This is a genomic window from Mitsuaria sp. CC2 (assembly GCF_048957715.1).
Classification (GTDB): domain Bacteria; phylum Pseudomonadota; class Gammaproteobacteria; order Burkholderiales; family Burkholderiaceae_C; genus Roseateles.
Genome location: NZ_JARVXN010000002.1, coordinates 1 through 12,355, shown reverse-complemented (window position 1 = coordinate 12,355; position 12,355 = coordinate 1). Strand labels below are relative to the sequence as shown.

12 protein-coding genes are annotated in these 12,355 nt (G+C 67.1%); 4 read left to right on the top strand and 8 right to left on the bottom strand.

The annotated features are described in order from the left end of the window. Positions 1-16 precede the first annotated feature (16 nt). From PV762_RS00530 to kduI, 4 genes are all read right to left on the bottom strand, one after another. Positions 17-976, bottom strand: coding sequence for a carbohydrate ABC transporter permease (locus PV762_RS00530; protein WP_421033081.1), 960 nt, complete (start codon positions 974-976; stop codon positions 17-19). Further along, on the bottom strand, positions 973-1,860 hold the full coding sequence (locus PV762_RS00525) for a carbohydrate ABC transporter permease (protein WP_421033080.1): 888 nt from the start codon (positions 1,858-1,860) through the stop codon (positions 973-975). The genes PV762_RS00530 and PV762_RS00525 overlap by 4 nt, the downstream gene beginning before the upstream one ends. Positions 1,861-1,941: 81 nt before the next feature. After that, positions 1,942-2,703 carry a 2-dehydro-3-deoxy-D-gluconate 5-dehydrogenase KduD gene (gene kduD, locus PV762_RS00520; protein WP_421033079.1) on the bottom strand — a complete coding sequence of 254 codons (762 nt, stop codon included), beginning with the start codon at positions 2,701-2,703 and terminating at the stop codon, positions 1,942-1,944. Positions 2,704-2,744: 41 nt separating this feature from the next. After that, positions 2,745-3,581, bottom strand: coding sequence for a 5-dehydro-4-deoxy-D-glucuronate isomerase (gene kduI, locus PV762_RS00515; protein ID WP_421033078.1), 837 nt, complete (start codon positions 3,579-3,581; stop codon positions 2,745-2,747). 190 nt (positions 3,582-3,771) lie between these two features. Here kduI and PV762_RS00510 point away from each other — a divergent pair, with 190 nt between their 5' ends. From PV762_RS00510 to PV762_RS00500, 3 genes are all read left to right on the top strand, one after another. Further along, on the top strand, positions 3,772-4,107 hold the full coding sequence (locus PV762_RS00510) for a cupin domain-containing protein (protein WP_421033077.1): 336 nt from the start codon (positions 3,772-3,774) through the stop codon (positions 4,105-4,107). A 184-nt stretch (positions 4,108-4,291) separates the two neighbouring features. Next, entirely contained in the window at positions 4,292-7,342 is a 3,051-nt protein-coding gene (locus PV762_RS00505; RefSeq protein WP_421033076.1) for a TonB-dependent receptor, read from the top strand. A gap of 111 nt (positions 7,343-7,453) precedes the next feature. Then, on the top strand, positions 7,454-8,218 hold the full coding sequence (locus tag PV762_RS00500; RefSeq protein WP_421033075.1) for a rhamnogalacturonan acetylesterase: 765 nt from the start codon (positions 7,454-7,456) through the stop codon (positions 8,216-8,218). A gap of 7 nt (positions 8,219-8,225) precedes the next feature. On the opposite strand, the gene PV762_RS00495 is transcribed toward PV762_RS00500, so the two are convergent. From PV762_RS00495 to uraH, 4 genes are all read right to left on the bottom strand, one after another. Beyond that, complete coding sequence (locus PV762_RS00495; protein WP_421033074.1) at positions 8,226-9,161, bottom strand: sugar kinase; 936 nt, start codon at positions 9,159-9,161, stop codon at positions 8,226-8,228. 92 nt (positions 9,162-9,253) lie between these two features. After that, a complete protein-coding gene (locus PV762_RS00490) occupies positions 9,254-10,504 on the bottom strand; it encodes a urate hydroxylase PuuD (RefSeq protein ID WP_421033073.1) in 1,251 nt (416 codons plus the stop codon). A 124-nt stretch (positions 10,505-10,628) separates the two neighbouring features. After that, entirely contained in the window at positions 10,629-11,447 is an 819-nt protein-coding gene (xdhC, locus tag PV762_RS00485; RefSeq protein WP_421033072.1) for a xanthine dehydrogenase accessory protein XdhC, read from the bottom strand. Between the two features lie 9 nt (positions 11,448-11,456). Further along, positions 11,457-11,810, bottom strand: a complete 354-nt coding sequence (gene uraH / locus PV762_RS00480) for a hydroxyisourate hydrolase (protein WP_421033071.1) — start codon at positions 11,808-11,810, stop codon at positions 11,457-11,459. A gap of 57 nt (positions 11,811-11,867) precedes the next feature. Between uraH and PV762_RS00475 the strand changes: the two genes are divergently transcribed. Further along, positions 11,868-12,355 (top strand): GntR family transcriptional regulator (locus PV762_RS00475; RefSeq protein WP_421033070.1); only part of this gene is annotated, 488 nt, incomplete at its 3' end.

The following is a 12,355-nucleotide window of genomic DNA, read 5'->3' as shown; positions in this document are numbered from 1 at the left end:
CGCGGCGGGATCGGGGTCAGCCCTTGACGCCGCTGGACGTCGCGCCTTCGATGAAATGCTTCTGCGCGGCGAAGAACACCGCCACCGACGGGATCAGCGCCACCACCGAGATCGCGATCACGTTGGCCCACTCGACCTCCTCGGTCGCGCCGATGCTCATCTTCAGCGCGAGGGAGACGGGATACTTCTCCACCGACGCGAGGTAGATCAGCGGACCCATGAAGTCGTTCATCGTCCAGATGAACTGGAAGACGACCACGGAGATGATGGCCGGCTTGAGCAGCGGCACGATGATGTGCCACAGGAGCTGCAGCGCGTTGCAGCCGTCGATCTGCGCGGCCTCTTCCATGTCGCGCGGAATGCCGCGCAGGAACTGCACCAGCATGAACACGAAGAAGGTGTCCGTCGCGAAGGCCGAGGGCACGATCAGCGGCAGGTACGAATCCAGCCAGCCGATCTCGCGGAACACCAGGTACTGCGGCAGACGCAGCACGATCAGCGGCAGCATCATCGTGGCGATCATGATGCTGAAGAGCAGCTTGCGGCCCCAGAACTCGAAACGCGCGAAGGCGTAGGCGACCAGCACGCAGGAGATCACCGTGACGATGATGCGCGGGATGGTGATCAGGAAGCTGTTCAGGAAGTAGGTGGCGAAGGTGTACTCGGTGCTGGTCTTCCAGCCCTTGGCGTAGGCGCTGAAGTCGAGGCGGTCGGGCAGGAAACCGGCGGAGCTGAAGATCTCCGCGTTGCTCTTGAAGGAGGCACCGATCAGCCAGAGCAGCGGGTAGAGCATCACGACCGCCACGGCCCCGAGCGCGAGGTAGCGCAGCGTGCGATTGCCGCGGTCACGGCCGAGGATCAGGGCCGGCGCGGTGCCACGGCCGCTGCCCTCACCCCCGCCCTCTCCCGCAAGCGGGAGAGGGCGTTGGGAAGACCGAGGCGTGTTCACATGCGCGGACGCGGGCGGACGGCTCATCGCTTGGTCTCCTTCTCGCCGGAGTAGAAGACCCAGTACTTCGAACTCCAGAACGACAGTGCCGCGAGACCGCCGACAAGCGCGAAGAGCACCCAGGACAAGGCCGCGCCGTAGCCCAGGTTGAAGAAGCGGAAGCTCTGGTCGTAGATGTAGAGCGCCAGCACGTAGGTCGAGTGCAGCGGACCGCCTTCGGTGATCATGTAGGGGCCGTTGAACTCCTGGAAGGCGTGCACCATCTGCATGATCACGTTGAAGAAGATCACCGGCGTGATCAGCGGGACGGTGATCTTCCAGAACTGCTGCGTCTTGCTGGCGCCGTCGCACTCGGCGGCCTCGTAGAGCGAGATCGACACGTTCTGCAGCGCCGCCAGGAAGATCACCATCGCCGAGCCGAACTGCCACGTGAACAGCAGGACGATGGTCCACATCGAGTAATGCTCGTCGGCCAGCCACGCGATCGGCTCGATGCCCAGCTTCATCAGCACCAGGTTCACGAGGCCGTTGCGCGCGAAGACGAAACGCCACAGCACCGCCACCGCGATCGAGCCGCCCAGGATCGATGGGATGTAGAACGCCGCGCGGAAGAAGTTGATGCCGCGCAGCTTGAAGTTCAGCACATGCGCGATGAACAGCGCGAAGCCGACGCGCAGCGGCACCGCCAGCAGCGCGAAGAGCAGCGTGACGCCCAGCGACTTGCGGAACAGCGGATCCGCGGTCGCGAGTTCCTCATAGTTCCGCAGCCCGACGAAGGTCGGCGGATCGATCAGGTCGTACTGCGTGAAGCTGAGCGCGAAGCTCATCACGAAGGGGAATAGCTTGAACAGCAGCACGCCCAGCACGAATGGCAGGACGAACAGGAAGCCCAGGCGCTTGTTCTCATACATGTGCCGTGTCTCCGTCGGCGGGCATGCGCGGCCTCTGCGGACCGCGTCATGCCGGAAGGGCGAAGTCGAGAGGCCGCGCCTTCAGCGGGCCAGCCATCCCCCGTCCACCGCGACGGTATACCCGTTCACGTAATCGGACGCCTTCGAGGCGAGGAACACGACCGGTCCCGCCAGGTCGTCCGGACTGCCCCAGCGGCCCGCCGGGATGCGGTCCAGGATCGCGGCGTTGCGCGTCTCGTCCTGGCGCAGCGCGGCGGTGTTGTTCGTGGCCATGTAGCCCGGCGCGATCGCGTTGACGTTGATGCCGTGCGACGCCCATTCGTTGGCCATCAACCGGGTGATGCCCATGACGCCGCTCTTGCTGGCCGTGTACGACGGCACCCGCACACCGCCCTGGAACGACAGCATGGACGCGACGTTGATGATCTTGCCGCCGCCGCCCTGGGCCAGGTATTGCCGGGCCACCGCCTGCGAGAAGAAGAACACCGTCTTCAGGTTGAGGTCGACGACGTCGTCCCAGTCCTTCTCGCTGAAGCGGATGGCGTCCTCGCGGCGGATGATGCCGGCGTTGTTGACGAGGATGTCGACGCGGCCGGTCAGCGACTTGGCCTCGGCCACGAGGCCTTCGATGCAGCTGATGTCGCCGAGGTTGGCGCGCAGGTCGAGGAAGCGGCGCCCCAGGCGCTCGACCTCGCCGCGGGTCTCCGCCGGATCGGACACGTTGACGCCGACGATGTGCGCGCCGGCCTGCGCCAGCGCGACCGCCATGCCCTGCCCCAGGCCGGTGTTGCAGCCCGAGACGATGGCCACGCGGCCGTCGAGTTGGAAGTTGTCCAGGATCATGTCTTTCGTTCCCTTGGTGACCGTGACGAAACTCGGCGCGCTCAGCGCAGCGTCGTCATCGGCACGTGGTCCATGTCCTTGAACACCTGGTTCTCGCCGACCATGCCCCAGATGAAGGTGTAGGCCTGCGTGCCCACGCCGGAGTGGATGGACCAGCTCGGGCTGATGACCGCCTGCTCGTTGCGCACGACCAGGTGGCGGGTCTGCGTGGGCTCGCCCAGCATGTGGAAGACCACCGCGTCCGACTTCATGTCGAAGTAGAAGTACACCTCCATGCGACGGTCGTGCTGGTGGCAGGGCATGGTGTTCCAGAGGCTGCCCGGCTCCAGCTGGGTCATGCCCATCAGCAGTTGGCAGGTCGGCAGCACGTCGGGCACCAGGAACTTGTGGATGGTGCGGCGGTTGCTGGTCTCGGGCGAGCCCAGCGTTTCCGGCGAGGCCTCGGCCAGCGTGACCTTGCGCGTCGGATACGCGGTGTGCGCCGGCGCGCAGTTGAAGTACAGCTTGGCCGGATTCGCGGCGTCGACGCTCTTGAATTCGACGATCTTCGCGCCCTGGCCGGTGTAGAGCGCCTCGCGCGGGCCGACGTCGTACTGGGTGTCGTCGACGAAGACGCGCGCCGCGCCGCCGATGTTGATCAGGCCCAGCTCGCGCCGCTGCAGGAAGAAATCGGTGCCGGTGTACTTGCCCAGCTCGGCCGAGAAGGTCACGGGCTTGGTCACCGGCATGATGCCGCCCACGATGATGCGGTCGATCTGGCTGTAGGTCAGCGTCGCCTCGTCGGGCTTGAACATCTCGTCCACCAGGAACTGGCGGCGCAAGCCTTCGGTGTCCAGTGTGCGGGCGTGTTCGCTGTGGATGGGTTGGCGGATTTCCATGTCGTCTCCTGGCGGTTCCTGTGGCTTCACGAGCTCTGATGGGATCGCAGCGTACGGGCCTGCGGACTTTCCCGAAACTATGGTTTCTATGTAGTGAACCGCTGTTTCAATTTTCTGCGACGTCGTTATAGTTGCTCGCAACGACGGCCGAGAACCGTCCTGAATCCAGCAGATTCCAGGAGACGCCCCGATGAACAGCCCGTACTTCGTGAACGACGCAGAACCGTGGACCGAGCTCGGCGACGGCATCCGCCGCAAGATCGTCGGCCACACGCCGGAACTGATGTCGGTGCTGGTGCAGTTCGACCAGGGCGCCATCGGCACGCCCCATGCGCACGACGCGCATGACCAGATCGCGTTCGTGATCAGCGGCTCGTTCCAATGCGACGTCGGCGGCGTGAAGCGCGTGCTCAAGCCGGGCGACGCCTTCGTGGCGCCTCGGCTGACGACGCACGGCGTCGTCGCGCTGGAGGCCGGCAGCACGCTGCTGGACCAGTTCTCGCCGCGGCGCGAGGACTACCTCTGAGCTGATTCCCCCAGGTCCGCGCGCGGCGCGGATCGCAGTCATCCAGCAGTACCGAGGCGGCATCGCACTACAGCGCTCCCGTCCCACCCTGCCGGCGCCCTGCGCGCGCCTGGCGACTCATGCGCGAGAGCGACGGGCCACGATCCCGCGCCCGCGACCGCAGAAGAACCATGGAGACAACGTCATGCCCCACCGTATTGGGACTCGCCTCGGGACGTCCACGTCCAACCGCCCGCGTCGGGCACGACGGGCCGCCCCCGTCGCAGCGACACCCCGCCTGACCCGCCTCGCCGCCTGCCTGCTGGGCACCGCGACGCTGTCGCTGCCCGCCTGGAGCCAGGAGCAGGCCGCGCCCGCGCCGGCCCCCGCGGCTTCCGCCGCCGCCACGCCGGCGGGCCCTTCCGCCGACAAGGCGCTGGACACGGTGGTGATCACCGGCATCCGCGCCTCGCTGGAGAGCGCGTTGAACGCCAAGCGCCAGGACAAGGGCATCGTCGACGTGATCAAGGCGGAGGACATCGCCAAGTTCCCCGACACCAACCTCGCCGAATCGCTGCAGCGCATCCCGGGGGTGGTGATCGACCGCGACGCCGGCGAAGGCCGCAACATCACGGTGCGCGGCCTGGGCGCGGACTTCACCCGCGTGCGCATCAACGGCATCGAGGCGCTGGCCACGACCGGGGGCACCGACAGCTCCGGCGGCGCGAACCGTTCGCGCGGCTTCGACTTCAACGTCTTCGCCTCCGAGCTCTTCAACACGATCACGGTGCGCAAGAGCAGCTCGGCCGAGATCGACGAGGGCTCGCTCGGCGCGACCGTGGACCTGCAGGCGGCGCGGCCGTTCGACTTCAACAAGCGCGTGGTGGCCGCTTCGGTGAAGGCGCGGTACAACGATCTGGCGCGCGAGACCGATCCGCGCGCGGCCTTCCTGCTCAGCGACGTGTTCCTCGACAAGAAGCTGGGCGTGCTGGTCTCGGGCGCGTATTCGAAGCGCCGGCTCTTCGAGGAAGGTTTCTCGTCGGTGCGCTGGGACAACGGGGCCTCGTCGGGCGGCTGGTGCTCGCCGCAAGGCGTGACCCCCGCGAATCCGACGACCACCGCCGCCAACTGCGGCCCCGCCGCGCAGGGCGTGCCGCGTCTGCCGGCGTCGCCCGGCGCGACCGCCGCCTACAACGCGGCCAGCAGCGCCGACAACTTCCACCCTCGCCTGCCGCGCTACGGGCGGCTGTCGCATGACCAGGACCGGCTGGGCCTGACCGGCTCGATCCAGTTCCGGCCGACGGACCGCACGCTGCTGACCTTCGACATGCTGTACTCGAAGCTCGACGCGACGCGAAGCGAGGACTTCCTGGAGGCGATCTCGTTCAGCCGCACGGCGAGCCAGGGCGGCAAGCCGCAGACCAGCGTGGTCGAGGCGCAGTACGCGCCCAACGGGGCGCTGCAGTACGGCGTGTTCAACGGCGTCGACATCCGCGCCGAGTCGCGCTACGACGAGCTGACGACGACCTTCAAGCAACCGAGCCTGACGCTCGAGCAGGACCTCACCGACCACCTCAAGCTCAACGCGAAGGTGGGCCGCGCCGATTCGAAGTTCCGCAACCCGGTGCAGACGACGGTCACGCTGGACGCGCTCAACGTCAACGGCTACACGCTGGACTTCCGCAACAACGACCGGCTGCCGGTGATCAAGTACCCGTTCGATCCGACGGCGCAGAACGGCGCGCTGCAGATCGTGGGCGTGCCGCAGGTCACCACGGGCACGCAGCCGACGACGGTCACCAACACGACCACGAGCGAGATCCGCATCCGGCCGCAGGGCGCGAACAACGTCAACGACATCGCGCATCTGGACCTGGCCTGGGAAGTGATGCCGGACACGCTGACGCTGAAGGCCGGCTTCGACTACAAGAAATACAGCTTCGACACCTTCGAGTTCCGGCGCGTCAACCAGAACGACACGATGTTCTCGCCGGCGGCGGGATCGGGCGTGCTCACGAAGATGCTCACCGGCTTCGGTCGCGGGCTCAGCCTGCCGGAAGGCACGCCGACCTCGTGGGCCATCCCCGACCTCAACGCGATCGCCGCGGCCTACGACATCTACTGCAAGTGCATCAAGAGCGGCCCCGCAGGCGGTCCGGGCGACTACACCTTGTCCTCGACCACCAACGGCAACGCGCGCGGCAACAACCGCGCGGTGGTGGAGAAAGACACCGGCGGCTTCGTGCAGGCGGACTTCGAAGGCCGCGTGCTCGGCCTGCGCATGCAGGGCAACGTGGGCGTGCGCTACGTCGTGACGGAGCAGGACGCCACCGGCTACCTGGCCACCGGCGGCGGCACCGAGGTCGTCATCGGGCAGAAGTACAAGGACTGGCTGCCGGCGCTGAACGTCTCGGCCAACCTGACCAAGGACCTGATCGCGCGCTTCGCCGCGGCCAAGGTGATGGCGCGTCCGCAGCTGGGCAACCTGAACCCGGGCGGCACCATCAGCACCACCGGCACGTTGTCCATCACCACCGGCAACCCGTACCTCAAGCCCTTCCGCGCGAAGACCTTCGACGGCAGCCTGGAGTGGTACTTCGGCCGCAACGCCTTCATCGGCGTGGGCCTGTTCCAGAAGAACATCGACACCTACATCCAGAGCCTGCGCACCAACGCGCCGTACAACCAGACCGGCCTGCCGCTGTCGCTGCTGCCGTCCAACTTCACCGGCGAGGAAGTGTTCCAGCTCACGACGCCGATCAACACCCCCGGAGGCAAGCTGCGCGGCATCGAGCTGAACTACCAGCAGCCGTTCACCTTCCTGCCCGGCTGGGGGAAAAACTTCGGGACGGTGCTCAACTACACGTACGTGAAGTCCAAGATCACCTACCTGGTCTCGCCGACCAGCAACACGACCATCACGGACGACCTGCTCAACATGTCTCCCAAGTCGTGGAACGCGACGATGTACTACGACGACAACACCTTCAGCGCCCGGGTGTCGGCATCGAAGCGCTCGTCGTTCCTGACGCGCGTGCCGGGGCAGAACAACAACGACGTCGAAGGGAAGAACGCCACGCTCAATGTGGACGCGTCGATCTCGTACAAGGTCAACGACCACCTCACCATCACCCTGGAAGGCGTCAACCTGACCAACGAGGCGAACGATCAGTTCATCTCCAGGGCGCGCAACAGCCCCGTCGTGTATCACGTGACAGGGCGGGAGTTTCTGCTCGGAGCGGCGTACAAGTTCTGAGCCAGCCCGCGGGGTCCACTGCGGGAGGATGAGCGCCGACTCTCCACGGGGCATGGGGCCTCCCTCCGGGAACCCCAAGCCCCATTCCGGTCGCATCACCACGGAGCACTCATGAAGACTTCATGGCTCGCGGCGCTCGCCCTTGTGGCCGGCGCCGCGTGTGCGCAGGAGGCGCCGCCATCGCTGCGCGTGATCCTCGTCGGCGATTCGACGATGGCCACGAAGAGCGGATACGGCGACGCGCTCTGCGCACGGTTCAAACCCGAGGTGACCTGCCTCAATGTCGCCAGAGGCGGTCGAAGCACGAAAAGCTTTCGCGCCGAAGGACTATGGGGTCAGGTGCAGACGCTGCTACGTGATCGACCCGCCGGCCAAGTCGACGTGGTGCTGATGCAGTTCGGCCACAACGACCAGCCCGGCAAGCCGGGCCGCTCCACCGACCTGCAGACGGAGTTCCCCGGCAACCTCGCCAACTACATCGCCGATGTCGCACCGACCGGCGCGCACCTGGTGATGCTGACGCCGCTCACACGACGGACTTTCGATCCACAGGGCAAGCTCGAGAACAACCTGCGCCCCTGGGCCGAGGCCACGATCCGCGTCAGCACCGAGCACCATGTGCCGCTGATCGATCTGAACGCGATCAGCCACACGGCGGTGCAGACGATGGGCGAGAACGAAGCCGACACGCTGGCGATGGCGCCCAAGCCTGTTGACGCGCCCGCCCCGGGCGCGTCCGGGGCGGAACGTGCTGGCGCGGCCAATCCGGTGTTCGATCGCACGCACCTCGGCGCCAAGGGCGCACAGGTGTTCTCGGCGATGGTCGCCGAGCAATTGCTCGTGACGATGCCGGAGCTCAAGCGCTGGATGCGCTGAGCAGACTTCAGAGCAGATCGTCCATCGCCTCGGCGGGGATGATCGCGCCGGGATATCCGATCACGCGCGCTGCGACGCGGTTGCCGTGCGTGGCCGCGCTGACAGCGTCGTGTCCGGTCAAGCGTCTGGCGAGATAGCCTCCTGCAAACGAATCACCGGCTGCCGTCGTATCGACGACGCGCTCGACCCACTGCGTCGGCGCTTCGAGCCAATGCCCCTGGCCGTCGGCGGCACGCACGAGCGTCGACGAAGCGCCGCGTTTGATCAGCACCTCGGGCGCTGCCAAGGCTTTCGCATGCGCCATGGCGGAGTCGAGGTCCGGCAGATCCATCAGCGCCTGGTGATCGTCCGCAGTGACGAGGGCGATCGTGGCGAGCGAGAAGGCGCGCTCGAACTCGACGCGCGCCGCCTGCCGGTCTTTCCACAAGCGTGGCCGATAGTTGTTGTCGAAGACGACGTGCGCGCCGCGCTCGCGCATCGCGGCCATCAACGCATAGAGCCGCTCACGCCCGTCCGCGGGCAGGATCGCCAGCGTGATGCCGCTGAGGTACAGCGCGTCGAATTCATCCGCGTGGGTTTCCAACGGCGTGCGCTCGGCGTCGAAGTAGGCCTTCGCCGCGGCGGTGTCGCGCCAGTAGTGGAAACTGCGCTCGCCGCGCCCGTCGACCTCGATCATGTACAGCCCCGGCATGCGGCCCGCGAGGCGTCGCACCAGCCGCGTATCGATGCCCTGATCCCGCCAGCGATCGAGCAGGCCGGCGCTGAGACCGTCCTCGCCGACGGCGGTCGCATAGGCCACCTCCAGCCCGGCCGCAGCGCCGCAACGGCGCAGATAGACGGCAGTGTTGAAGGTGTCGCCGCCGTAGCCCAGCGTCATCGCACCGAAGGCTTCGCCCTTGAGCTCCAGCATGCATTCGCCGATCACGGCCACGCGCTTGGTCATCGGAATCCTCTTCGTTTCTCAGTTTTGAAACGCTGTTTTGGATTCTGATTTCCAGAAGCGACGAGCGCCACCGGGGTGACCCTAGCGGGGGCTCACCTCGCCTTGAACCACCGTCCCAACGCCGCCCGTTCCTCGTCGGTGATGCCGGTCGCGTTGTTCAGCGGCATGGTCTTCTGGACCACGACCTGCTGGTAGATTTCAGCGGCGTGCTGCTCGATCATCTGCGGCTCGTGGAACTGGATGCGCTTGGGTGCCAGTGCCGCGTTGTGACACGCAAGGCACCGCGCGTTGACGATGGTCTTCACCTGCTCGAAGGACACGACGGTCGAACCGGCCACCGCCGGCGTGGTCGCGTCAGTGCCAGGTGTTGCCGGCGACGTCGCCGCCGGCGGCGCCATCGTGACGGGCACCGTGGCCGGCTGCGGCGCCAGCCAGGCGATCAGCACCGCGAGCAGCATGACCACCGCCACCAGCAGCGGCCAGGCGTCGACGCCCTTGTGGCGCTTCACGAACCAGGTGCGCACCAGCGCGCCCGTGGCCATCAGCATCACCAGCACCAGCCAGTTCTGCGCATGGCTGTAGAGCATGCCGTAGTGGTTGGACAGCATCGCGATCAGCACCGGCAGCGTGAAGTAGGTGTTGTGCACACTGCGCTGCTTGCCGCGCTGGCCGTGGACCGGGTCCACCGGCCGTCCCGCCCGCATGTCGGCGATGACCTGCTTCTGGCCGGGGATGATCCAGAAGAAGACGTTCGCGCTCATCATCGTGGCGAGCATCGCGCCGGTGATGAGGAAGGCCGCGCGGCCGGCGAAGAGCTGGCTCGTGCCCCAGGCCGTGCCGACAACCGCCACCGCGATCAGCCCGAGCACCACGCCGTCGTTGCCGATCGAGCCGTCGGCCTTGCGGCCGAAGCGTCGGCAGATCTGGTCGTAGACGAGCCAGCCGCCCGCCAGGAAGCCAAGCGCTCCCGCGATCGCCGCAGGCGGACTCCAGTCGAAGACGCGCTTGTCGATGAGGTAGGTATCGGCGTTGAGGAGGTACAGCAGCGCGAAGAGCGCGAAGCCGCTCATCCACGTCCAGTAGCTCTCCCAGTAGAACCAGTGCAGGTGCTGCGGCAGATTGGCCGGCGCGACCATGTACTTCTGCGGGTTGTAGAAACCGCCGCCATGCACCGCCCACAGTTCGCCGTCCACGCCTTTGGACTTGAGATCCTCGGCCTGGGGCTTCATCAGGTGGTTGTCCAGCCAGACGAAATAGAACGAGGCGCCTATCCAGGCGATGGCCACGATCACGTGCAGCCAGCGCAGCAGCAGATTGGCCCAGTCAAGCAGGTAGCTGTCCATCAACGAACGTCGAGCAAGATCCGGACCACCACTGCGGGCGCTGTGAACCGGCAAGCGTCGCGCTGAATAGATCCGGGCGCCGCGGCGACGTTGAGAAGCGAAGTGTATACAGTCCCGGACGGGCTCAAAGCGGCTCGGCGGGTTTCTGCATCGCCTGCGCGACGACCGACAGCGCCACCATCTCCGGCTGCTTGCCCGGAATGTTCGGGATCCCGATCGGACAGGTGACGTGCGCCAGCTCGGCGGCCGTGAAGCCGCGCGCTTCCAGGCGGTGACGGAAGGTCGCCCACTTGCTCCTGCTGCCGATCAGGCCGATGTACGGGAGATCCTGCGACTCGCGCTGCCGCTTCAGGCAACTGGCGAGGATGTCGAGATCCTCCGCGTGGCTGAAGCTCATGATCAGCACATGCGAGTCCGCCGCCAGCGTCGGCACCGCGCCCTGCACCGGCTCGGACTGTTCAGCGCGGACGTTGTCCGGCAGCGGCTCGGGGAACACGCCCTCGCGGCTGTCGATCCAGTGCACCGTCGCCGGCAGCTTCGCCAGCAGGTCGACGATCGCGCGGCCCACGTGTCCGCCGCCGAACAGCGCGATGCGGCGCCACTCGCGCTGATCGCCGAGCCGATCCGCCAGCCCGGCGATCGACGACGCATCCAGCCACTCGAAGTTCAGCCACACGACGCCGCCGCAGCACTGCCCCAGCGACGGCCCGAGCGCGAAGCGCTGGCGCGCCTCGATCACACGCCCCGCCGCGAGCGCCGCCCGCGCCTTCGCGATCGCGTCGAATTCCAGCTGACCGCCGCCGATCGTGTTCACGACGTCGGCCGCGGTCACCGCCATCCACGCACCGACCTCCCGCGGGCCGCTGCCTTGCAGCTCGTCGACGCGCACCAGCACCGCCGGCTCGCGCGCGAGTCTCAGGGCCAGCGTCTGCCAGGCACGCATGCGAGACCCTCAGCTGCCCCGGTAGGTCGAATACGACCAGGGACTGGCCAGCAGCGGCACGTGATAGTGCGCGCCCGGATCCGCGATCCCGAAGTCCAGCGGCACCTCGTCCAGGAAGGCCGGCTCCGGCAGCGTCACCCGCCGGCTGCGGAAGTACTCGGCCACCGCGAACACCAGCCGGTAGCGGCCGACCTGCAAGGTCGCACCTTCCAGCAAGGGACCGTCCGCCCGCCCGTCGGCGTTCAGCGTCAGCGCCTGCAGCAGGCGCGGCTCGCCGGCCTCGATCCGGTACAGCCGCACGGCCATGCCGGCGGCCGGGCTGCCGTGCATGGTGTCGAGGACGTGTGTCGTGAGCTTGCCCATCGGCGCCTTCGGTGAAAGGAAGAAGGAAAGTGCAAAGTGTATACACTTGCGCACACCATGAACGCCCGGGACCTCGACGCCAGCGCTTCCGTCACCGGACGCATCACCGCCGCCATCACGCAGGCGATCGTCGAGCGCCGCCTGATGCCAGGCACCAAGCTGGTCGAACAGCAGCTGGCGGACATCTTCGACTGCTCGCGCACGCTGGTGCGGCAGGCGTTGAACCAGCTCAGCCGCGACCGGCTCGTGCGGCTGGAGCCGGCGCGCGGCGCCTTCGTCGCACAGCCGAGCGTCGAGGAAGCCCGTCAGGTCTTCGAAGTGCGCAAGATGCTGGAGGCCGCGATGCTCGCCGACCTCTGCCAGCGCATCACCCCGGCGCAGATCAGGCAGCTGCGCGCGCATCTGAAGCAGGAACGCGAAGCCGTTGCGCGCACCGATGTCCCCGGCCGCACGCGGCTGCTGGCGGACTTCCACGTCGTCCTCGCCCGCATGCAGGGCAACGAGGTGCTGGCGCAATTGCTGAACGACCTGCTCTCGCGCAGCTC

What these genes read in the sequence shown, in the direction of transcription:
- PV762_RS00530 (WP_421033081.1), bottom strand. Translation starts at nt 976, where the DNA reads ATGAGCCGTCCGCCCGCGTCCGCGCATGTGAACACGCCTCGGTCTTCC.
- PV762_RS00525 (WP_421033080.1), bottom strand. Translation starts at nt 1,860, where the DNA reads ATGTATGAGAACAAGCGCCTGGGCTTCCTGTTCGTCCTGCCATTCGTG.
- kduD (WP_421033079.1), bottom strand. Translation starts at nt 2,703, where the DNA reads ATGATCCTGGACAACTTCCAACTCGACGGCCGCGTGGCCATCGTCTCG.
- kduI (WP_421033078.1), bottom strand. Translation starts at nt 3,581, where the DNA reads ATGGAAATCCGCCAACCCATCCACAGCGAACACGCCCGCACACTGGAC.
- PV762_RS00510 (WP_421033077.1), top strand. Translation starts at nt 3,772, where the DNA reads ATGAACAGCCCGTACTTCGTGAACGACGCAGAACCGTGGACCGAGCTC.
- PV762_RS00505 (WP_421033076.1), top strand. Translation starts at nt 4,292, where the DNA reads ATGCCCCACCGTATTGGGACTCGCCTCGGGACGTCCACGTCCAACCGC.
- PV762_RS00500 (WP_421033075.1), top strand. Translation starts at nt 7,454, where the DNA reads ATGAAGACTTCATGGCTCGCGGCGCTCGCCCTTGTGGCCGGCGCCGCG.
- PV762_RS00495 (WP_421033074.1), bottom strand. Translation starts at nt 9,161, where the DNA reads ATGACCAAGCGCGTGGCCGTGATCGGCGAATGCATGCTGGAGCTCAAG.
- PV762_RS00490 (WP_421033073.1), bottom strand. Translation starts at nt 10,504, where the DNA reads ATGGACAGCTACCTGCTTGACTGGGCCAATCTGCTGCTGCGCTGGCTG.
- xdhC (WP_421033072.1), bottom strand. Translation starts at nt 11,447, where the DNA reads ATGCGTGCCTGGCAGACGCTGGCCCTGAGACTCGCGCGCGAGCCGGCG.
- uraH (WP_421033071.1), bottom strand. Translation starts at nt 11,810, where the DNA reads ATGGGCAAGCTCACGACACACGTCCTCGACACCATGCACGGCAGCCCG.